The sequence below is a fragment of the Luteolibacter ambystomatis genome (assembly GCF_018137965.1).
GTDB classification, from domain to species: Bacteria; Verrucomicrobiota; Verrucomicrobiia; order Verrucomicrobiales; family Akkermansiaceae; genus Luteolibacter; species Luteolibacter ambystomatis.
Genome location: NZ_CP073100.1, coordinates 3,258,094 through 3,279,313 on the forward strand (window position 1 = coordinate 3,258,094; position 21,220 = coordinate 3,279,313).

The window sequence follows — 21,220 nt, forward strand, 5'->3', positions numbered from 1 at the left end:
ACATGGAATCCTCCGCTCCCCGCCTCATCCGCGTGATGATCCTGGAAGACCAGGGCATGATCCGTACGTTCTTCGAACGCTGGCTGGCCACTCTTCCCGCCTACATCCTCGTTGCTTCCGTCCGCTCGGGAGAAGAAGCCCTCGCCCTGGTGGAATCGGCACGGGCGGATGTGGTGCTGGTGGACTACCAGCTTCCCGGCATGGATGGCTTGGAGTTCGTCCGAGCCGCGCGCCAGATCCGCCCGCAGCTGCGGGCACTGGTGGTATCCTCTCTCGTCGATGTGCTCGTGCTCGCACGCATCCGCGAAGCGGCGGTGGAAGGCTACGTCGAGAAGGACGCGACGCCGGAACAACTGGCGGAGGCACTTGATGCGGTGGCGAACGGGCAAAGCTATTTTTCCTCCGCCTTCCGCGAAACGCTCAAGCAGGAAGGCGCCAAGGCCGAAAGCGTCGGCAAGATTCTGTCACGCCGCGAGCAGCAGGTGCTGCGGCTTCTCCTGGAACGCAACAGCAACCGCGAGATCGCCGACAAGATGGGATTGAGCGCCCGTACCATCGAATTCCACCGCGCCAACCTGATGACCAAGCTCGATGCGAAAAACTACACCGAGCTGGTCACCGCCGCCGCGCTGCGAGGCTGGACTGTGTAAGTTGATGGCGAGTGGTTCCATGGCTCTTCACCCTCCATTGATCCGAACCTGCCCGGATGCGACATGGCGGTGGAACTTTTTTCTCAAAACCTTGCCCACTCCATCCTAGGTTCCTTCCCGGCCATGCAACTCACCGACTCAGGCTGCGAACTCCGCCCCACCGGGATCGATGCCACCCGCCTCGCCCTGCTTCGTGAAGAGCTGTTTCAGGAAAGCCGTGCCGGCACACGTTGCCTGCTTGATCATCCGTTGGTGCGGGAAATCGCGATTGCCCTGCGGCACGAACTTTCCGCGACAGGCCATCTTTCTGAAAGCGCAGTGGCCATCCAGGCAATCGCCTTCGACAAAACCGCGGAAACCAACTGGAAGGTCGCATGGCATCAGGATCTGATGTTTCCCTTCGCCAGAGCCGTCACCACGGCGGGCTACGATCTGCCGCGCCTCAAGGACGGAGTGGACTACGCCCGGCCGCCTGTGCCCGTTCTGGAGCGTCTGCTGGCGGTGCGCCTGCACCTGGATGATTGCGATGAGACGAACGGCCCGCTGAGGGTGATTCCCGGCAGTCATCGCCATGGTATCATTTCGACCGATGACGTCCCCTCTCATCTGGTACAACAGGAGGCCATCACCTGTCTTGCGAAAGAGGGAAAGGCTCTCTTGATGCGGCCCCTCCTTCTCCACGCTTCCTCGCAAGCAACCGTTCCGAAACACCGGCGGGTGCTGCATTTCGTCTATGACGGCGGCGGCCCCATGACGGAGGAATGGCACCGCCGGATCTGAACGGGAGACAAACTAAAACCCGCGCCCGGAATCCGGACGCGGGTTGGGTCATGGCATCCTGTTCCGTTCAGGGAACGACCGTGATGCTGTCAAAGGACGAGGTATTGCCCGTGCCCGCGGTACCGCTGGCCACGTTCAATCCGATGTAACAGTTGGTCGCCATGCTGACGGTAACACTGCTGATCGTGGTCCAGGTAGTGCCGTTGGTGCTCCGGGACGCGGTGAACGAGTTGCCGCTGCGTACGATACGCACCCAGATGTTCGGAGCCGTGCCACTGCTGCTGGACGTCGTCGTGACGCTGCCGCCCGCGGTGGTACGGCGCTGCCACTGCCAGGCACCACTGCCATTCACGGAGAGCGCGGCCATCCGTGAGTTGTTCGCCAGCGTGTCACGGATCATCACTCCGACACGTGCGGACGTGCCGGTGTTCTGAAGCGCGCTGACCCGGGCGATGATGGAGCCGTCCCCGCTGAGCGCCTGATAGAGGTAGCGGAAGTTGTCCGTCGTTCCACCCAACGGCCCCGCACCGGTGACGGTGTGGACGTTGTTGTAGAATTCCGCACGCCCGACCAAACCGGTGGTGCCGATGTCCGCCGTGACCCACGGCGAGGGATACGGAGTCACCGCCACATTGTCAAAGGTCGCCGTGCTGAGCATGCCATCGACATGCGAGGTCACCGCCAGACCGGCCGTCACCGTGGAGGTCATGCTGATCGTCGCCTGCCCCACCTGGGTCCATGTCGTGCCGTTTGCGGAGACATAGGACGTCAGCAATGAACCGCTGCGGGTGATGCGTACCCAGTTGTTCGGGAAGGCGTTGATCGCCGGTCCCGCCACGTGGGTACTCGCGCCGTTGGTAGTGGTGCGGTACTGATAGGCGAAGCCGTTGCCCGGTGTCACCTGCATCATCGCCTGCGTCGAACCGGCTGCGGACGTTTCACGGATCATCACCCCGGCCTTCGCCCAGGCATCGGTATTCGTCTGCGAGGTCACGCGGGCGCGGATCTCGCCATCACCGGTCAAGGTCGTGGACGCATAATAGAACGCATCCGCCGTCCCCCACACATCCGCCCCACTGCCGGTGACGGTATAGACTCCGCTGGCATAGCTGCTGCTGCCCGCGGCCGCCACGCTGCCCACATCCGCGCCGGTCCAGCCAGAGGGCAGCGAGCCACCGGTGACCGTCACGGTGTTGACCGACGAATCCACCGTCGCACCCCCATCGTAGGTGACACGCGCTTTCAACGCGTGACCACCCAACGTGGAAGTCGCCCAGGTCACGCTGTACGGTGAAGTCGCATCCTCGCCGACCAAGGACGCCCCGTCATAAAACTGGACTTTGCCAATATTGCTGAAGTTGTCCGTCACGCTCGCGGTCATCGCGGTGCTGACCGGGGAAGCCAGGCTCGCTCCGTTGGCCGGAGCCGTGAGCGAAACCGTCGGAGCCGTCCCGGCGGAACCCGTGAGCGGCGTGGCGATGTTGTCGTAGCACTGCTGGATCTCCGCAGGACTGAGCGAGCGGACATACATGCGGCTGTCGTCCATATTCCCCTTGAAGCGGCGGGTGCTGCTGGTCGGGTCGTAGCCCAGGTAGAAGTTGCCGTCGAGAGGCGTGCTCGTCTGGGCGGCGGTGTGAACGGCCGAGCGCAGCGTCGTTCCATCATGGAGATAGAGGGTGGCCTTGGTCGGCTCCACTACCAGCGCAACGAAGCACCACTGGTTGTCCGGAATCATCAATCCGGAATAATACCACCAATAGTTCTCACCCCACGAATATCTCAGGTCGTTGTTGTCGCCGACCATGATGCCGCTACCCGCATTCGTGCCGCTGGCCCTGCTGTACACCAGCCCGGACCACGGGGTCTGGCTGCCGTTGCGCTTGATCCAGCCGGTGATGGTGAAGGTATTGCTGGTCACGCCGAGCGGCAGGACCTTCACATCATCGTTGACGCCATCAAAGGCCATGCTGTTCCCGGTATTGGCACGCGCGCCAGCCTGGCCGAGCGTGGGCGTCCCCTCATAGGCGCCAGTCAAACCACCCGCGCCATTCGCTGCGGTGGTGCCACTGGTTTCATCCAGTTTCCACTGCTGGTCGGCCAGCACGGTCGGGGTGTTGCTGAAGACCTGCACGCGGCCGTAGCCGAATTGACCCGCACTGTCGGTGACACGAACGGTCAGCACCGCAGTGCCGGGGTTCGGCAACGAGGCCGGAGTGACCACGGTGACCACTCCGGTGGTGCTGTTGATTGCAAATACGCCGCTGCCATTGCCCGCCACGATGGCGAAGCCGGTGATCGTGCGGCCGGTTTCCGGGACGGCGCTGACCGTGCCGAGCACCGTGTTCGCGGCCATGCTGGCACGTGCTTCGAAGTTGATCGCCGACATCACCGGCACTTCCACCGTGTTGGTGACGTTCACCGTAAACGTGCGGGTGATCGCGTCGCGCGTGCCGCTGAGCGGGATGCCATCGCCATAGGCGGTGACCGTCAGCGAATACGAAGTGGCGCGTTCGTAGTCGAGCGCACGCACGCTGAGCACACCAGTCCCGCGGTCGATAGTAAAATCCCCGTTCGGATCACCGCCGGTGATCACGAAGGTGTGAGTCTCACCCGGATCGGGGTCGGTCACCGAAAAGGCATGGACGACGGTGCCCGTCGCTGAGCTTTCCGGCAGGGTCACGGTGCCCGGGTTGCTGATCCCGGTCATGATCTGGTTGTCGCTCCATACCGGATAGCCTCGCGAACTGATGAGCGTCTTCACCGATGCGGTGATTTCATAACCCGCACCCACCTTGCCGAGGCCATAGCGCTGGAAGTAGGTGTCGAGATTCCGCCCGGTGGCATCGCAGAACAGGATGTAGAACCGGTTGCGCTTGAAGTTCGGATCACTGGTGCTGAGATTTTTCAGGTCGGTGTCGGTCGATCCGCTCGGATTCTGCAGGTAGTTCATCAGCCGTGTGAACGCCGTCTTGTAGGCGGTCCAGCCGAAGGCCTCGGAGATGTTGTAGTAGAAGTCGTAAACGACCTCTCCCTTGTCATTCACCGGATCGCCCTCGCAGGCGACCTGCCATGTCTGCTGTGCGGCAGGCAGGGCGAAATAGTCCGCACGGCGGATGAGGCGTTCCGAAGCATCAAGCGAAGGGTGGGAGTTGTTGTCCCAAGCGGTATGCTTATGCACCATGTTGAAGATCATGCCCGGGAACAGGTTCACATCCGCCTCGGCATGCGTGGGAATGACGAACGCTCCGTCGAAGTTGTCCTGAAAGCCATGGCCGAGCTCGTGGTAATTGCCCCACGAGCCATTGACCCGCGCATCGTTCAACTGCTCCGCGCTGTCGGTGCCCCAGCCGGCCTCGATGGGATACCCGGCATAAGCCGCACCCGCCGCCACATAGCGCGAGGTCGCGATCGCTTCACTACGCTTCCGCCATGGCGTGTAGCCGTAATACTCGTCCGCAGTGTCCATCACGGTCTTCCAGTGGGTCGCCACCGCCGTCGGATTGGTCATCGCGGAGAGCTGGGATTTTGGAACGTAGAGCGTAAGCTTGTCGGTTTTGACGTAGCCATAAGGCGCGGGCTTGGTGCTCAGTCCGGTATTCCATTCGGTATCGGTGTTGGTGCCGAGGGTGAAACAGGGCGCTTCAAGTACTCCATCCACCGTAACATTGAAGGTGCCCAGGCTGCTGCCCGCGGGCACGAGGATCGTCACCAGACCACCGAAGACATTTCCGGTCTGGGTAGCGGTCGCCGTCAAGGGCACGCGACGCCACAGCTTCGGGAAGTAGCTGAAGGTATCCTGGTTCCAGGTCACATCCTCGCTGCCATTGCCGCAGATGTGCACCTGGAGTCCCGCCGCCGTCATACCGGACGGAATGGTCACGGTGATGGTCGCTCCGGGAGCGGCATAGAGACCGGTTTCCACACGCGTCGGCTTGTAGCCCTGGTTCATGTAGAAGTCGGTGGCGGTGGTGCCATTCACGGAAACAGTGCGGCTCACCGTCGAACCCGCCGAAGGCGAGCCCGGGAAATCCGCCGCCGCCGGATGGGCGAACAATTGCGCGGGCGTCATCGTATCGAAGAGACTCGATTGATACTGCGCGAGCATGGCTTCCACCGGTTTCGATGCTTTCGAGATCGGGTTCGCCGCGGTCGGCGCGATCCAGCCGTAGTGGCTGGCATCACTAAGCGTGCCCAGATCGGTGGTGAGCGCGGTGATGTCGGTCCGCACCGCCAGCACCTGTGCGATGGAGGCGGAGGCGATCACCTTGTCTGCCAGGGTCATCGTGATCAGCCCTTCCTTGTCCTTCACCAGATCACCGCTGCCATTGAGGGCGCTGTAGTAGGGCGAGGGTGAGGAGGAAGGCACGGTAGCGGGACTGGGGCCATTCCAGCCCGAACCGCTGTAGGTCAGGCCGAAGGGTGTGAGCACGTTGAAGGCGTCCGTGGTCGGCGTGGCACCGAGCGCCCACGGCGTGGCTCCGCAGACGATGCCACCACCTCCCGCGGTGAAGGTCTGGATCTTCGTGACCGCTGCGGCGCTGTAGCCCGAGTGCCAGTCGAAGATGAACACATCCACGCCGCTAAGATCGTTCGTGGACGACGACATCGTGGTGGTGACCGTCTTGGTCAGGTAGCCGCGGCTGGTCCAGAAGGACGCCGTGATTCCGGAGCCGCAACCCACCGTGATGGTGGAGGGTGTGGTCTTGCGGCTGGCCCACTTCACCGCGCCTTCCAGCAAGGCAGGCATCGAATCCCCGCCGCCGTTCAACGGACCATTGTGGGAGAAAGCCACGGCGCGGGCGGCCGTGGACACATAGCTGTCATTGTAGCGGCCCGCGGCCATCATAGCCATGCCGCCGCTGTCCATCAGGATCGGGAAGGCGGCCTTGCCGTGGCGGGCGACACTGCCGGGGGAACCCCAGCCGGAAACGGCCAAACCGGCCGATGTGCTTGTGATGCTTCCATAGTCGGCGGCGATATCTGCGCGCAGCACCTGGACGGAAGCCATCAGCACCACCACCGCAGTCACGCGTGAGGAAATGCTCATTTTTCTTGGGTTGGTTTTCAGGTTTTGAAGAAAGCGGGGAGGTTCCGGTTACATGCAAAAACCGGATTCCCCACTTCCACCCTAACAATTCCCTGTCCGCGTCCAGCAGGGAAAGCCATTTGATTCCACCCTTGAGCCGCTCCAAGGCGCAAGGCACACCAAATCCTTTGTAATCAGATCATTGGCATAAGGAATTTCCCCCATATGGGAAATGCAGTCCGGTCTTCCTTTTTTCCGCGCAACCCTTTTGAGTGTAGGGTGTTCCCTCTGGATTGTTTATGCTACCCTTGGATCGACAACCGCTTTCCCGGCAGGTCGCCATCAGACTGCTTGAGGAAATCCAAACCGGGCGCTGGCGCGAGCGCCTTCCCGGATATCGTGATCTCGGCAGTTTGCTGGGAGTCAGCCGCACCACCATGGAAGCGGCGCTGGAGCACCTGACCCAGGAGGGAGTGCTGATGCCGCCCAGCGGCCGCCGCGGCAGACGCATCCGCAAGGATTTCAAGCACGCCACCTCACGTCCGCAGCACCACCGCGTGCTGCTGGTGGGTGAGGCCCCCCTGCCGCGCCTGTGGCCCTTCACCCGCAGCGTGGTGGAGGAAAGCATCCAGCGGCTGCACCGGCGCGGCTACGAGGCGGACTATATCCTCTGTCCGGCACTCGCTCATCCTCATCCGGAAGCCGTCCTCGATGAACTGCTCCAAGTCCACCCGGACTGTCTGTGGATTCTGGTGAAACCTCTCCACGCGAGCGTCCAATGGGCGATCTCCCGGCGGATCAAGGCGGTGCTCCTGGGCGGAGAAGTCCGGGGCCACGGCGCGCTGCCATGTGTGGCCATGGCCATCGCGCCACTGCTGGCGGATGCCACCAAGCGTCTCATCGCCTGTGGTCACCGTGACATCGTTTTGTGCATCAACGATCTCGGCGAATACGGCAGGGCCGCCACCATCCAGTTCGCACGACCGATTTTCACCGAAGCGGGAATCCCCTTCGACTCGCTGCGCAACGTGCCCGAAGCCATTGCCAACGGGCCGGAAGGATTCAACCGCCTTTTGGAAAAGATATTCAGCGACAAGCGGCCAACCGCCATCGTAGTCCGCTGGCTGGGCGAAGCTCTCGCCTTGTCCAGCTTCTGCATGAAGCACGGCATCCGCATCCCGCAGGATCTTTCCGTCCTGGTGGCGGAACTCGATGACCTCACCGACTGGCATACCCCGGCGTTGAGCGGCTACTCCCTGACCACGCATTCCTATGTGACCCATATCGACCGCTGGGTGGAAAGCAACGGCACCGCCCTTTCAGGAGGGCTGATCCAAGTCATGCCGCGCTTCGTTGAAGGTGCCACCATCGCCGCCCCACGGAAAAATCCCGGAATCCAGCAGTCCGCCTGACCTTCCGGTTCACCTTGCCGTCCGGGCGATCCCCCGCCATCGTCCGCGTCCATGAAGCAGCGTGTGGTGCTTGTGTTGATCGCCGCGATCGTGATCGCGGTGGCTGGTGTCGTCGGTTGGCGTCTCCGTTCCTCCACCGGTGGCGACCTCGGTCAAAACGCCTACCAGCACACCGCCGCCATCCTGGCCATCGGCCCCCGCCCCCCGGGCTCCCAAGGCCTCGCCAAGGTCCGCGCCTATGTGAAGGGTGAATTGGAAAAATCCGGTTGGTCGGTGAAGGAACAAACCTTCAAGCGGCCGACTCTCAAAGGCGAGGTCGAATTCGTGAACGTCCGCGCCCGTTACTCGAAAAAGAATACGGACGTCTGGAACGGATCACGGGAGGGTCTTCTCTGCGCCCACATCGACTCGAAGGACATTCCCGGCATCGAGTTTCTCGGAGCGGACGATGCGGCCTCGGCCTGCGCGGCCATCGTGGAGATCGCGCGCCACCTCTCGGTCGAAAAACCGGAGCAGGCGGAAAAACTCGAACTGGTGTTCTTCGATGGCGAGGAAGGCTTCAGCGATACCATCACCACCGTGGACGGTCTCTTCGGCAGCCGCGAGTACGTGAGCCTGTGGCGCGGGCAGGCGCAGAAGCCGCGCTTCGGCATCCTGCTCGACATGATCGGCCACAACAATCTGAAGATCACATTGCCTGGTGATTCCCCCGTGTTTCTCAAGGACCACGTGCTGGCTGCCGCGGAAGAGGAGAACGTGAGGAAGCACTTCAGCGTGTCCGACTATTCCATCACGGACGACCACGTACCTCTGAACCAGGTCGGTATTCCTACCATCGATGTGATCGGGGATTTCTCGAACTTCAACTGGTGGCACAACAAAGGCGGCGGCAAGGATGATCTCTCGGTGATCTCCGCCGACTCGCTCGACAAATCAATCCGTGTGACAATCCGCACCTTGGACAGACTCCTTGGCAAAGGCGGCTGAATATGACATTCCGCCGTCATGAGCGGATGGAATCGGGACGCAAATGAGTCCGCTGGCCAGGATATCGAAGATCTGGCCTACCCTCCCTATGGTGCTGGCATCATCAGAAAAGTCCTACTCGGATTTCTTCTTCCGGGCTGGATAGGATGGCATGCAGTCAGCGGTTGGCTGACAGAGCGTCTCTATCTACCTGGCAAAGGCGGCACCGGCATCTGGATCACCGGCGGCAGCGCGCGGTGGCTGGCGGTGTCTTACGCCGGAATGGCGCTTTTCTGTCACACCCGCTGGTTCCTGGGTTTGCTGGAGAACCGATTCCGCCTGTTCGAAATGCTGACTGTGGTTTCGATCCTGATGATCGTCGCCGGGATGATCGGCATGTGGGTGTTCCTTTTCGATCTCTGAGCGCCTCAGGACGCCAGCACCTGCTTCACCGCCTCACGCTTGAGGCGGAGCTCCCGCCATTCGTTCACCAGGCGGCTGACTTCGATCACGCCGCAACCTGCGGGAAGTTTCACATGGCGGCCTTCCCACCACACGCCGCGGATCGCGACGATGGCATCGAAGCGCCCGTGATCCCAAACACCGAACGGAGCGCCGAACTCATACGGACATCCCAGACGGCGACGCCAGGCGATGAGCTGGGCCAGCGTTCCCGGTGTTCGTGGATGCGGTCCGAGCGCGGGCGTGGGATGAAGACGACGGATCAATTCCGAAGGCTTTTGCGATTCATCCAACCCGACCTCAATCGGGGAAAGGAAATGCACCAGCGATCCGAGATCGAGGATCGTCCGGTCTCCACGATGAACCGTGCCAATATCGCCCAGTTTCGAAACCAGCGACTGGGCGACGTATTCGTGCTCGCGGATCTCCTTTTCATCCACGGCGAAGACCACGCGTTCCTCGCGCTTCGCCGTACCGGCCAACGCCATGGTGACCAGTTTCCGATCCACCAGTGAAAACAGCACCTCCGGCGTCGCCCCGGAAAATCCCTGGTTGTCCTCCACCCAGGCGTAGGACAAGCGCGGTGAACCCTGACGGGTCATCGCGGCGGCGAGATCGAGAGGTGAACCGGAAACCAGCGTCCCCTCCTCCACCACCACCGGCACGGTTTTTTCAAAAGTGCCACGGCGGATCTCGTCCATCACCTCTTGGAACACCCCAGCAAAAGGTCCGGCATCGATCTCATCCCATTCGCATTCCGGAAGCGGACGATTGGAAAACCGCCGTTCCAATTCCCGGGCATCCAGATATTCGAACGCCGCTGGAATCCGCCACGGCTCCGGTTGGTCCAAGCCATAACGTTGCAGGTAGAACGCCACACCATCCACGGGTGGAATGGCTGCGGAAGTGAATGGACCGTAGCCCAGCACCACCGAACCATCCGGACGGGCGAGCCAGGCGAGAGATCCAAAATCGTTCATGCTTCCGCAGAGACGATGACCGGCCGTTCTGCCGCCGACAAGCCCTGTGGCTCGCCACCGCGCACCATCGTCCCCAACTTGTCCTCCAGCAGGGCGGTGAGTTCCAGCGCGCCACCTTTCTGGGGAAGGGCACCGGATTCCAGCAGCGCCGTGACATCGATCGGCTCGCCAAAGACGATCCTCGCCCTGCGCGCCACGGGATAGGTGGCCTTTCCAAGCAGATCCTCCTCCAGCTTCATCAGCGTCTCCGCGATGCGGTGATCGTCCGGATCTTCCGCCAGATAGACGCCGGGATAACTATAAACCTGGTAGGCGACGTGGATGCGCCTGATGTCATCCAGCATCCGCGCCCGTTCCGAGGGAGACGGCTTCTTTTCCGGATCGAGCAAAGCCCGGCGGATGCGGGAGCGCAGACCACGGACGCGTTCCGGAACGGTCTCCGCACGTGCGTCCTTGCCATGACGGCTTTCAACGTCCTCCAGCAAGCGCTCGCGCAGACGTTCGAGACGCTCGGCCAAAGTGCCAGCTTCCGTTTCGCCGAAAAACTCCATTTCCTTCGCGGCCAGCAAAGCCGGACCGAGGCAATACAGACGCTCCACCATCGGCAGGTCCTCCTTCGGAGACCAGTTGATGGTCTTCTCCAGCGCCGCGATCCGCTCCGGAAAAGTTTCACGCACCGCGCCGTCATACTCGAAGCGGAAAGCGATGGGAAAAATCCGCGCGCGCCGTGGAGCCGGAAGTTTCCGCGCCACCTTCAGCAGAATGGACGCCAGACCATCATGCAGTGGATCGAGCCACTCGTGGTGATGGTAGATCTCTCCTTCCGGATAGATCACCAAGGGGTATTTTCCCTCCTCCAGGATCGAAAGCGCCATCTTGATCGCAGCGATGTCCGCACCATCCCGGTCGACCGAGAACACCCCTCCGCTCTGGAGCGCAAAGGAGTTGAGCGCACCCGCCTCGAAAATCTCCCGCGCGCCCATGAACCGCGGCCGGATGCCAATCCGCGCCGTCACCTCGCTGAGCACATGCACATCCGCGTGATCGGCGTGGTTCGGAGCCAGCACCACGGCATCTCCCGCATCCATCGCCGAGCGCAAGGCCTCGATCCCGTGGCACTCGATGGCCTCCACGTTATAGACCCATTTCAAGAACACACGGCGGTTCACCCAGCGCAGCAGCGGATTCAGCCATGGCCGGTCCACCGGTGGCCGGAAACGATAGGGTCGGTCCTGTGGCAGCTCTCTCATCCGCAACCGCACGCTAACAAGCCGAAGCCTCCGCGGTCAACGGGAGGAAGCCTGCTTCACCCAGGTTCCCAGGCGCTGCTGGAGCGGTTCGAGTCCCGCACGATAGCGCGAGGATAGTTCCGGGTCTGCCAGCCAGCGATCAACCTGCCCCAGTGCCGCCCGGTCTCCGGCGGCAATCCCCTCCTTCGAATAAGGTGCGGGGTTTTCGCCATACAGGCGGTAGCCGGTGGTCGCGTTCCGGAGCGGAAAGATTTTCAGAAAGGCGGCCGCTTCTTCCGCGGTCAGATCGGGATTCCGGAGATAGGTATCCGCTGCTGCGAGCTGGCGGGCATCCGAGGGATCAGCGCGGGCCATCAAGGCAGCCCGCTCGGCCGGGGCCAAACCGGAGGTATCCGGAGAGGCGATCACCTCTGCCATGGCCGCAGGATGAGCGGAAGCAAATTCATCGAGCGCCATGGTCCGGAGCATCGGGTTGCCCTTCCATGCCAGAACCTGTCGTGCAGCAGCAGAAGTGCCGACGTAGCGGACCATGTCGAAGGCTTCAGCGAATCCCGGCTCGGTTCCCCAGCCGGCGTGATTCAACAAACCGCCAAAACGCGAGAGCAGCTCTTGATCGGTCGCACGGCCCGGGCCTTTTCTCGTCAACGAGCGGAGCGCCACCGCGAACTCATCCGCGGATTTGGTCCCATCCATCACCTCCCGGGCCACCGCCGGAGTCGCAGCAGGATCGGAGACGGCCAGCACATCGAGAAGAAATACCCGCAGCGTGGGCCAACCATCGAGAAGGCCATGAGGACCGACAGCGAATTTGATGCCGGTAGGGAGATCCTCTCCGGAGCGTAGAATCTCTCCCAAGACGGCGGTGAGCACCGTCGGGTCCATCGCCACCCATTCGATGCGAAGCTCCTTCAGACGAGCCTCGATTTCCTCCGGAGTCGGGCGGGGTTCCGCCTTCATCCAGCGCATGAGCTCCTTCCACGCTCCGAGAATCGAGCGGCGCTGGGATTCATCCCGGGCGGCAAAATCCGTTTCGTCCTCCCCGTCCGCTACCACCGTGGCCGGGTGCGAAACAACCGGCGATCCTGAAGGCACATCGGGCTGCGACCGGAACAGCCACCAACCGGAAACCACGGCCAGCGCGATCAGAACGATCCAGCCGCAGGTCCGCTTCGCATTCACAGCCCGGTTCCGCCCGTTCCACCACCGGTGGTGGTCTCCGCCTTCCCGGCCCCGATCTCCAGGACGATCTTGTTCACGGTGGAGATGTCTCCCTTCAGACGATCCTGCACGCGGACCATCCACGGGCCGTTCGGATAGACATCCTTGAAGGCCTCGCTGAAGTCCTTGTCATCCAGCACGAGATTGTGGATGCCGCCGCCTTCCTCGTTGTGGACGATCACACCGCTGCCACCCGGGCCCTGGAGGATGATGAACAGATCGCCTTGATGATCGGTGGTGATATCGAGCGAGAGATGCACCTTCGAAACCTTGGTCCCCTCCTCGAAGCGCGAGACATTGAAGCGGAAATCGGTATAGCGCTGCACGCCATCCGGGAGCTTCTTCGGCTTCGTCATCGGGAAGAAGTACGAGGTCGCCGCCACCCCTGCGACCGAAACCGGAGCAGCCGGAGTCGTTTTCACGATGGGTGCAACGGAGCGGGTCAGGGCATTCACGTCCGGAGAGAATGCATAGACGATGCTCTCCGATGGACGGCCCCCGACCAAAATCCCGGATGCCACCCAGGAGCTTCCCTTCTGAACCCAAAGGGGGCCGCCGCTGTTGCCAGGACCGGTGGAGATCAGGCTGGCGCGGAAGGCCTTTCCAAAGAACGGTTGATACGGGGTGATCCCGGGTCCGGTCTGATACATGTAGAAGCCCTCGATGTCCTCCTCGGTGTAGGCGTTCTCCCCCGGGTATCCCGTGATCATGGTCGTCACGTTGTTCCGGATATCGCGGTAGCCGTTCGTGTTCAAAACCGCCGGGGTTCCCGGAATCAAATCCTCGAATGCGAACGCGAGCACCGCATCGCGGCTGAAGGCACCGTTGGTTTGGCTTCCCTGCGTCTCGGTGAGGCTTTGGTAGGACTTGAAGCGATAGTAGCCGCGGCTGAGGACCATGGTTTCCTCGTCCAGATCCTCGGTCTCACCATTCGCCGTAGGGCACCAGACAGGCGGCGGATCCCAGGTCAGGGATGTCTCGCCGACCGTGGAAACGACGTGAGCCGCCGTGAAAAAGGCCCGTTGGTTCCAAGCCACAAAGCCGCTGCCGCGGACTTCATCTCCGAGAACCGCACCGTTGAAACGGTACGGTTCCGTACCGATCACAAGCGGATCGATCTTCACCGGAGTGAGGGTTTTAGACGTCTCGCCATGCGCCAATCCGGCGAGCGAAAGGATTCCCAAGGCGGAAAGGGTGGAGGTTTTCACGGGAACAGCAGGGAAATTTTTCCTTGGATTGCTTAAAGATCAACAACCCCGGTGTCAAGCCGACCCGGTGCGACCCAAGACACCAGATGGCGCAAGCCGGGGCGCATTCCAGATTGCCTGTCGGGGTTTTGTTGGGAAAGATTGGGAATCATCCCCATGCCGAAGAAAGTATTCATCGCCGTCGATCTGGGAGCCGGCAGCGGCCGCGTCATCGCCGCCAAGACCGATTTCTCCACCTTGGAACTGGAAGAGGTCCACCGTTTCGACAATCCGGGCACCGATCTGCCCGACGGCTCCTACTGGAATCTCATCGGCCTCTACCGCGAGATCCTCACCGGCCTGCGAACGGCGGTGGAACGCTACAGTGACAAGATTGTTTCGATCGGCTTGGACACTTGGGGATGCGATCACGGCCTGCTCGATGGCAAGGGCCAGCTTCTCGGCATGCCGCACCAGTACCGCGATCCGCGCCACGAAGGCATGCCCGAAGTGATGCACGCGATCCTCCCGGAAGTAGAGATCTTCGCCCAGACCGGCGTGGCCACGAATTTCTACAACACCTCGCTGCATCTGCTGGCGGAGTTGAAAAAGCAAAGCCCGGGCCTGCTGCATGCAGACCGCCTGCTCTTCACTCCGGACCTGCTGGCCTATTGGCTCACCGGCGTCCAAGCGGTCGAGCGCACGGTGGCCTCGACCTCCCAGCTTCTCGATCCACGCAGTGGTGACTGGGCCTGGGGCGTGATCGAGACGCTCGGCCTGCCTTCCCGGATCTTCGGAGACATCGTCGCTCCCGGCACCGTGCTCGGCCCGGTGCGGGCGGAAGTGGGACGGCAAATCGGCCGCAGCGATATTCCGGTGGTCGCCTCCGCGTGCCACGACACCGCTGCCGCCGTGGCAGGTATTCCAATGACCGGGGAAAGCAACCTGTGGCTGTCCTCCGGCACGTGGTCGATCATGGGTATCGAAACCCGCGAGCCGATCACGGGGCCGGATGCCTTCAAGGAAGGTTTCTGCAACGAGCTCGGTGTGGACGGCACCGTCCGCTTCCTGAAAAACATCGCCGGTCTGTGGCTGATCCAGGAGTGCAAGCGCCAGTGGGCGCTGGATGGGGAGGACATCACCTATGCCGGCTTGGCCGAACTGGCGAAGGAGGCGGAGTCCTTCAGCGCCTTCATCGATCCGGACGATCCGGTCTTCTCCAGTCCGGGCGACATGCCCGCAAAGATCTCAGCGTGGTGCGAGCGCACCGGCCAGACCGTACCGAAGAAAAAAGGCTGTATCCTGCGCATCGCCACCGAATCGCTGGCACTCAAGTACCGCATGACCCTCGACAAGCTGCGCCAGCTCACCGGCCGCAACTATGCGCGTCTGCATGCAGGCGGCGGTGGCATTCAGAACGCCCTGCTCAGCCAGGCCACGGCGAACGCCATGGGCATCGAAGTCGTGGCCGGTCCGGTGGAAGCCACCTCCTGCGGCAACATCATCACCCAAATGGTCGCCACCGGCCACCTGCCGGATTTCCAGGCCGGCCGCCAGCTGATCCGCGACTCCTTCGAGTTCATCACCTACACGCCTCGTGATACCGAGGCCTGGGAGGCAGCCTATACGCGCTTCCGCGAACTGCTCGACCGCTGAACCGCGCTTGTGACCTCCATGAAACAAACTCAGCGGGCCGGATGGCTTTCACCCACCATCCGGCTTGCGATCTGATCCATCCTCGCCACCGCTATTCCCATGATTGATCCGGAACGCATCTTCGAATCCGATTTCCTCCGCGCCACCGAAGCCGCCGCTCTTTTCGCCCACCGTTGGATGGGCCGGGGCGACAAGGAGGCCGCCGATGAGGCCGCATGCGATGCCATCCGCGGCATGTTCGACCTGATGGACATGCGCGGCGAGGTGGTGATCGGCGAGGGCATCAAGGATGATGCGCCGGGCCTGTTCAAGGGCGAGAAAGTCGGCACCTGGCTCGAAGGTTCGCCGCAGTTTCACATCGCGCTCGATCCGGTGGACGGCACCACCAATGTCTCCAAGGGCATGCCAAATTCGGTGGCCTGCATCGCCGCCGCCATTCCGCGCAATGGCGAGGAGAACGCGCTGGAGGACATCCCGGCCTTCTACATGGAGAAGCTGGCTTATCCGGAAAAGGTGCGCCGCGCCTTCATCGCCGATCCTTCGCTGCCGATCAGCGTGGAAGCGCCGACCGAAGAAGTCATCAAGATCACCGCGAAGATCCTGGAGAAAGACATCCGAGACATCGTCGTGATGGTGCTCGATCGCCCGCGCAACCAACCTTACATCGATGCGGTGCGCCGCGTGGGCGCGAAGCTGCGCATGCTGGCGGATGGCGACATCGCAGCGGCCATCGCACCCGGTTTCCCGGACAGCGGCATCGACCTTTACGTCGGCATCGGCGGCTCCCCGGAAGGAGTCCTCTCGGCAGCGGGCCTGCGCTGCCTCGGCGGCGGACTCCAGGCCAAGGTCTGGCCGCGCGATCCGATGGAACGCCGTCTCCTCATCGCGGAAGGCCATGAGAGTATCCTCGACCGCGTCTATCTCTCCAAGGATCTCGCCAAAGGAGACAGTATCATCTTCAGTGCCACCGGCATCTCGGACACCCCGCTGCTGCGCGGTGTGGAAGTCCGCGGCAATGTCGCCCGCACCCACTCCGTGCTGATGCGGGTGAAAAGCCGCACCATGCGCTCGATCAAGGCCCATCATGATCTCGGCACGAAGACATTCCATCTGCGTTCGAAGCAGGCGGAAGTGCTGCTTTTGGATTGAGAGGCCTTCCGGCAAGAGGAGGCCCCTTCGCGGAGCCAAGCTCCATCTGCTTCCGCGGCCAGCAGAAACCGCAAGTAACGGAGCGAAGAGTGCCAAATGAAAATGGCGGATCGGATTCCGCCATTCCTTGGGATTTTCCAACGGTCGGATGCCCACCGGTACCGGCATGAAAAAAGCCCCGCCACCCTTGCGGATGACGGGGCTTGGGAACTGGATCGGAAGAAGCTTACTTCTTCTTCGCTTCCTCGCGGGCCTTGGCCTTGGCGATGACGTCATCGGAGACGTTCTTCGGCGTCGCAGCGTAGTGGCTGAACTCCATCGAGAACTGGCCACGACCGGAGGTCATGGTGCGCAGGTCACCGATGTAGCCGAACATGGCGCTCAGCGGGGCCTCGGCCTTGATGCGGACACCACCCGGGGTCGGCTCCTGGCCTTGGATCATGCCGCGGCGGCGGTTGAGGTCGCCGATGACGTCGCCGACCTTCTCTTCGGGAGCGAAGACGTCGAGTTTCATCATGGGCTCGAGGATCTGCGGGCCGCACTTGACCATGGTCTGGCGATACGCGGCCTTTGCGGCGATTTCGAAGGCGATGTTGCTGGAGTCCACCGCGTGGAAACCACCTTCCGTGAGCGTGACCTTGAAATCCAAGCAAGGGTAGCCGGCAAGAGGTCCCTTATCGATGGAGGTCTTGAAGCCTTTTTCGACGGCGGGGATGAACTCCTTCGGAATGCTGCCGCCGACCACTTTCGATTCGAAGATGAAGCCGGAGCCGGGTTCGCCTGGCTCGATGGTGTAATCGATCTTCGCGAACTGACCGGAACCACCGGACTGCTTCTTGTGGGTGTAGCCGTCGCTGACCGCCTTGGTGATGGTTTCGCGATAGGCGACCTGCGGGGCGCCGACGGTGACCTCCACCTTGTGGGTGCGCTTGAGGATGTCGATCTTGATGTCGAGGTGGAGCTCGCCCATGCCCTTGAGAATCATCTCATTGGTTTCCTCGTCGGTTTCGACGCGGAACGAGGGGTCTTCCTGGATCATCTTGCCGATGGCGGTGGCCAGCTTTTCAGCGTTGGCCTTGTCCTTCGGAGCAACGGCGATGGAGATCACGGGATCCGGGAACACCATCGGCTCGAGGGTCGCCGGATTCTTCTCGTCGCAAAGCGTGTGACCGGTCTGCACGTTCTTCATGCCCACGATGGCGACGATGTCACCTGCCTGGGCGGAGTCGATTTCCTTGCGGTCGTCAGCGTGCATTTCGACCATGCGGCTGATACGCTCGGTCTTGCCGGTGAAGGAGTTGAGCACGACGTCGCCCTTCTTGATGGTGCCCGAGTAGATACGGGTGAAGGTCAGTGCGCCGAACTTGTCGTCCATGATCTTGAACGCCAGGCCGCGGAACGGGGCGGTCGGGTCGATGATGGCGAACTTGCCGGTCTCGTTGCCTTCTTCGTCCACTTCGGGAAGCGGCTTCACGTCGGTCGGGCTCGGGAGGTAATCCACCACGGCATCGAGCACGAGCTGCAGGCCCTTGTTCTTGAAGGAGGAACCGCAGTAGGTCGGGAAGAACGCGAGATCGATCGTGCCCTTGCGGATACACTTCTTGATCTGCTCGATCGAGGGCTCTTCGCCTTCGAGGTACTTCTCCATGAGTTCGTCGTCCTGTTCGACGGCGGTCTCAATGAGGGCGGCGCGATATTCCTTCGCCTTCTCCACCATGTCGGCGGGGATTTCCTCGATCTTGAAGTTTTCCGGCTGGCCGGATTCGTCCCAGATGTGGGCCTTCATGCTGAGAAGGTCGACCACGCCGGCGAAATCGGACTCGGTGCCGATCGGCAGGACCATCACCAGCGGGTGGGCGCCAAGGATCTTTTTGACCTGGCCCACGACGCGGTAGAAGTCAGCGCCAATACGGTCGAGCTTGTTGACGTAGATGACGCGTGCGACTTCGGAGTCGTTGGCGTAGCGCCAGTTGGTTTCCGACTGCGGCTCAACGCCGCCGGAACCGCAGAACACGCCCACACCGCCGTCGAGCACTTTCAGCGAGCGGTACACTTCGATGGTGAAGTCGACGTGGCCCGGGGTGTCGATCACGTTGAACTGGTGGTCCTTCCAGAAACAGGTGGTGGCCGCCGATTGAATGGTGATGCCGCGCTCGGCTTCCTGCTCCATGAAGTCCATGGTGGAAGCGCCATCGTGCACTTCACCGATCTTGTGGATCTTGCCGGTGAGCTTGAGAATACGCTCGGTCGTGGTCGTCTTGCCGGCGTCCACGTGGGCGAAAATGCCGATGTTGCGGTATTTGGAGAGGTCTTTCATGCCGTTGAGTGTAAGTGGGGTTCGGGGGCCGGCTGGCCACGCCGCGCGAATTGCTAGTCGGCCAGCGGCATTTGGCAATGCCGGAGTCGGATTTTCCGCAGGGGAGGGCGAAGATGCTCCCGGTTTGCGCCTCCGCAACCGGGAAATCCCACGCCAGTGCCGTCACACGGCAGCCATGACCCGTCCGGAAACCGCCTGCCAATCGGCATCAGTCAGGCAGCAAGGGTCGGCGGCGACCCAGTGGCCGGGCTCGATTTCCACGAGAGGGAGTTCCTTGCCGATGGTTTCCTCGTAGCGGGGATGCTTGATGCGGTGGCCGAAGGCGCTGCCTGCGGGCGGATTGATCGGGGACGGAACATCGCCTTCCAAGAGAATACGCTTTTTGACCGCCAGCGGATCGGGCTCCGGAATCGCGGAAAGGAGTGCCTTGGTATAGGCATGGCGGGGATCGCGGTAGATCTTCTCCGCATCCGCCAGCTCCACGATCTTGCCGAGGTACATCACCGCCACGCGGTCGGAGATGTGTTTCACCACCGCCAGATCGTGGGCGATGAAGAGATAAGAGAGCTTCATTTCCTGCTGGAGTTCCAACAGGAGATTCAGCACCTGGGACTGCACCGAAACATCGAGGGCGCTGACCGGCTCATCGCACACGATCAACTTGGGCTCCAGGGCAATGGCCCGGGCGATACCGATGCGCTGGCGCTGACCGCCGGAAAACTCGAACGGGTATTTTTCGGCCGCCGTCTTCGGCAGGCGCACACGATCCAGAAGCTCCGCGACCCGCTGGCGACGCCACGCGGCATTCCCCGCCCCGTGGATGATGAGCGGCTCTTCCAGAATCTCGAACACGCTGTGGCGGGAATTCAAAGACTCCACCGGATCTTGAAAGACCATCTGGAGATCGCGGCGGAGAGGCCGCATGGCCCCAGTGCTGGCGCGGGTGATGTCCCGGCCCTCGAACGCAATCGAGCCCTGGGTCGAATTCTCCAAACGGACGATCGCCTTGCCGAGAGTGGACTTTCCGCAGCCGGACTCCCCCACCAGACCGAGCGTCTCCCCCGGAGCGATGTCAAAGGACACCCCGTCCACCGCGCGCACAGCCCCGGTCTGTTTCAGAAACAGACCACCGTGGACGGGGAAATGGACCTTCAGGTCGCGGACGGAAAGGATCGGCTGCATCATTTTGGCTCTTCGAAACAATTCGGGCATGTCTCCGCCCAATGACCGGGAGAAACCTCTTCAAACGCGGGGCGCTCACGCAAAACGGCCCCTTCACGGCCCATCCGCTGGCAAAAACGGCACCCGGGAACGAGATCAAGTAAACCCGCCACCATGCCGGGAATGGTCGGCAGGATGGATTTCCGGGGAGTCGCCAGCGTGGGAATGGAGGCCAGCAGACCGCGGGTATAGGCGTGCAGCGGACGCTCGAACAACTCGCGCACGGGAGCCTTTTCCACCACCCGGCCGCCATACATCACCACCACCTCGTCGCAGGTCTCGGCGATCACCCCGAGATCGTGGGTGATGAGAACAACGGACATGCCCATCTCCGCCTGGAGCTGCTTCATCAGATCCAGAATCTGGGCCTGCACGGTCACATCGAGCGCGGTGGTCGGCTCATCCGCGATCACCAGATCGGGACGGCAGGCGAGCGCCATGGCGATCACGATGCGCTGGCGCATGCCACCGGAAAGCTGGTGCGGGTAATCCGAGATGCGGTGCTCCGGCGCGGGAATGCGCACCAGCTTCAGCATCTCGATCGAAGCATGCCACGCGTCCTTCTTGCTCATCTTCTTGTGGAGGATGAAGCATTCGGAAAGCTGCTTGCCGATGCGGTGAACCGGATTGAGGGCCGTCATCGGCTCTTGGAAAATCACGCCGATCTCGCCGCCGCGGACCTTGCGCATCTCGGCATCCGTGGCCTTGAGCAGATTGCGGCCTTTGAAGTTCACCTCGCCGTGCAGGATCTTGCCCATCGGCTGCGGCAGCAGACGGATGATGGACATGGCCGTCACGCTCTTGCCGCAACCGGACTCGCCGACGATGCCGACGGTCTTGCCGCGCGGAACCTCAAAGGACACGTGGTCCACCGCACGCACCAAGCCGCCATCGGTATCGAAGGCGGTGATGAGATCGTGAACCTGAAGCAAAGGATCGGACATGG

15 protein-coding genes are annotated in these 21,220 nt (G+C 62.0%); 7 read left to right on the forward strand and 8 right to left on the reverse strand.

All coding sequences use genetic code 11. From position 1 onward, the window contains the following. Positions 1-2: 2 nt before the first annotated feature. Together KBB96_RS12360 and KBB96_RS12365 are read left to right on the forward strand one after the other, a co-directional pair. Positions 3-650: a LuxR C-terminal-related transcriptional regulator gene (locus KBB96_RS12360; RefSeq protein WP_211629753.1), complete on the forward strand. Its 648-nt coding sequence runs from the start codon at positions 3-5 to the stop codon at positions 648-650. A 123-nt stretch (positions 651-773) separates the two neighbouring features. Continuing rightward, complete coding sequence (locus KBB96_RS12365; protein ID WP_211629754.1) at positions 774-1,430, forward strand: phytanoyl-CoA dioxygenase family protein; 657 nt, start codon at positions 774-776, stop codon at positions 1,428-1,430. A 67-nt stretch (positions 1,431-1,497) separates the two neighbouring features. Here the strand turns inward: KBB96_RS12365 and KBB96_RS12370 are convergent, their stop codons facing one another. Then, complete coding sequence (locus KBB96_RS12370) at positions 1,498-6,477, reverse strand: M60 family metallopeptidase (RefSeq protein WP_211629755.1); 4,980 nt, start codon at positions 6,475-6,477, stop codon at positions 1,498-1,500. A 287-nt stretch (positions 6,478-6,764) separates the two neighbouring features. On the opposite strand from KBB96_RS12370, the gene KBB96_RS12375 reads away from it, so the two are divergent. Genes KBB96_RS12375 through KBB96_RS12385 form a run of 3 tightly spaced genes read left to right on the forward strand, consistent with a single transcriptional unit; the run spans position 6,765 to position 9,257 of the window. Beyond that, the gene (locus KBB96_RS12375) at positions 6,765-7,868 is read left to right on the forward strand and encodes a substrate-binding domain-containing protein (protein WP_211629756.1); all 1,104 of its coding nucleotides are present in this window, start codon (positions 6,765-6,767) and stop codon (positions 7,866-7,868) included. A 51-nt stretch (positions 7,869-7,919) separates the two neighbouring features. Further along, positions 7,920-8,855 (forward strand): M28 family peptidase, encoded by a 936-nt coding sequence (locus KBB96_RS12380; protein ID WP_211629757.1) that lies wholly within the window; start codon positions 7,920-7,922, stop codon positions 8,853-8,855. A gap of 18 nt (positions 8,856-8,873) precedes the next feature. Further along, a complete protein-coding gene (locus tag KBB96_RS12385; RefSeq protein ID WP_211629758.1) occupies positions 8,874-9,257 on the forward strand; it encodes a hypothetical protein in 384 nt (127 codons plus the stop codon). Positions 9,258-9,262: 5 nt separating this feature from the next. On the opposite strand, the gene KBB96_RS12390 is transcribed toward KBB96_RS12385, so the two are convergent. Genes KBB96_RS12390 through KBB96_RS12405 form a run of 4 tightly spaced genes read right to left on the reverse strand, consistent with a single transcriptional unit; the run spans position 9,263 to position 13,952 of the window. Then, positions 9,263-10,276, reverse strand: coding sequence for a chorismate-binding protein (locus KBB96_RS12390; protein WP_211629759.1), 1,014 nt, complete (start codon positions 10,274-10,276; stop codon positions 9,263-9,265). Next, a complete protein-coding gene (locus tag KBB96_RS12395; RefSeq protein ID WP_211629760.1) occupies positions 10,273-11,526 on the reverse strand; it encodes a lysophospholipid acyltransferase family protein in 1,254 nt (417 codons plus the stop codon). The genes KBB96_RS12390 and KBB96_RS12395 overlap by 4 nt, the downstream gene beginning before the upstream one ends. A 36-nt stretch (positions 11,527-11,562) precedes the next feature. Continuing rightward, complete coding sequence (locus tag KBB96_RS12400; RefSeq protein ID WP_211629761.1) at positions 11,563-12,705, reverse strand: hypothetical protein; 1,143 nt, start codon at positions 12,703-12,705, stop codon at positions 11,563-11,565. Next, positions 12,702-13,952 carry a proprotein convertase P-domain-containing protein gene (locus KBB96_RS12405; protein WP_211629762.1) on the reverse strand — a complete coding sequence of 417 codons (1,251 nt, stop codon included), beginning with the start codon at positions 13,950-13,952 and terminating at the stop codon, positions 12,702-12,704. Before KBB96_RS12405 ends, KBB96_RS12400 begins: the two co-directional genes overlap by 4 nt. A 156-nt stretch (positions 13,953-14,108) precedes the next feature. Between KBB96_RS12405 and KBB96_RS12410 the strand changes: the two genes are divergently transcribed. After that, positions 14,109-15,587, forward strand: a complete 1,479-nt coding sequence (locus KBB96_RS12410) for a rhamnulokinase (protein ID WP_211629763.1) — start codon at positions 14,109-14,111, stop codon at positions 15,585-15,587. 99 nt (positions 15,588-15,686) lie between these two features. After that, on the forward strand, positions 15,687-16,736 hold the full coding sequence (glpX, locus tag KBB96_RS12415; RefSeq protein ID WP_211629764.1) for a class II fructose-bisphosphatase: 1,050 nt from the start codon (positions 15,687-15,689) through the stop codon (positions 16,734-16,736). A 226-nt stretch (positions 16,737-16,962) separates the two neighbouring features. Here glpX and fusA read toward each other — a convergent pair whose 3' ends face one another. From fusA to KBB96_RS12430, 3 genes are all read right to left on the reverse strand, one after another. Next, entirely contained in the window at positions 16,963-19,053 is a 2,091-nt protein-coding gene (gene fusA, locus KBB96_RS12420; RefSeq protein ID WP_211629765.1) for an elongation factor G, read from the reverse strand. A gap of 162 nt (positions 19,054-19,215) precedes the next feature. Next, positions 19,216-20,235, reverse strand: coding sequence for an ABC transporter ATP-binding protein (locus tag KBB96_RS12425; protein WP_345779492.1), 1,020 nt, complete (start codon positions 20,233-20,235; stop codon positions 19,216-19,218). Continuing rightward, positions 20,235-21,218, reverse strand: coding sequence for an ABC transporter ATP-binding protein (locus KBB96_RS12430; RefSeq protein ID WP_211629767.1), 984 nt, complete (start codon positions 21,216-21,218; stop codon positions 20,235-20,237). The genes KBB96_RS12425 and KBB96_RS12430 overlap by 1 nt, the downstream gene beginning before the upstream one ends. Positions 21,219-21,220: the final 2 nt, after the last annotated feature.

What these genes read in the sequence shown, in the direction of transcription:
- KBB96_RS12360 (WP_211629753.1), top strand. Translation starts at nt 3, where the DNA reads ATGGAATCCTCCGCTCCCCGCCTCATCCGCGTGATGATCCTGGAAGAC.
- KBB96_RS12365 (WP_211629754.1), top strand. Translation starts at nt 774, where the DNA reads ATGCAACTCACCGACTCAGGCTGCGAACTCCGCCCCACCGGGATCGAT.
- KBB96_RS12370 (WP_211629755.1), bottom strand. Translation starts at nt 6,477, where the DNA reads ATGAGCATTTCCTCACGCGTGACTGCGGTGGTGGTGCTGATGGCTTCC.
- KBB96_RS12380 (WP_211629757.1), top strand. Translation starts at nt 7,920, where the DNA reads ATGAAGCAGCGTGTGGTGCTTGTGTTGATCGCCGCGATCGTGATCGCG.
- KBB96_RS12385 (WP_211629758.1), top strand. Translation starts at nt 8,874, where the DNA reads ATGAGCGGATGGAATCGGGACGCAAATGAGTCCGCTGGCCAGGATATC.
- KBB96_RS12390 (WP_211629759.1), bottom strand. Translation starts at nt 10,276, where the DNA reads ATGAACGATTTTGGATCTCTCGCCTGGCTCGCCCGTCCGGATGGTTCG.
- KBB96_RS12395 (WP_211629760.1), bottom strand. Translation starts at nt 11,526, where the DNA reads ATGAGAGAGCTGCCACAGGACCGACCCTATCGTTTCCGGCCACCGGTG.
- KBB96_RS12410 (WP_211629763.1), top strand. Translation starts at nt 14,109, where the DNA reads ATGCCGAAGAAAGTATTCATCGCCGTCGATCTGGGAGCCGGCAGCGGC.
- glpX (WP_211629764.1), top strand. Translation starts at nt 15,687, where the DNA reads ATGATTGATCCGGAACGCATCTTCGAATCCGATTTCCTCCGCGCCACC.
- fusA (WP_211629765.1), bottom strand. Translation starts at nt 19,053, where the DNA reads ATGAAAGACCTCTCCAAATACCGCAACATCGGCATTTTCGCCCACGTG.
- KBB96_RS12425 (WP_345779492.1), bottom strand. Translation starts at nt 20,235, where the DNA reads ATGCAGCCGATCCTTTCCGTCCGCGACCTGAAGGTCCATTTCCCCGTC.
- KBB96_RS12430 (WP_211629767.1), bottom strand. Translation starts at nt 21,218, where the DNA reads ATGTCCGATCCTTTGCTTCAGGTTCACGATCTCATCACCGCCTTCGAT.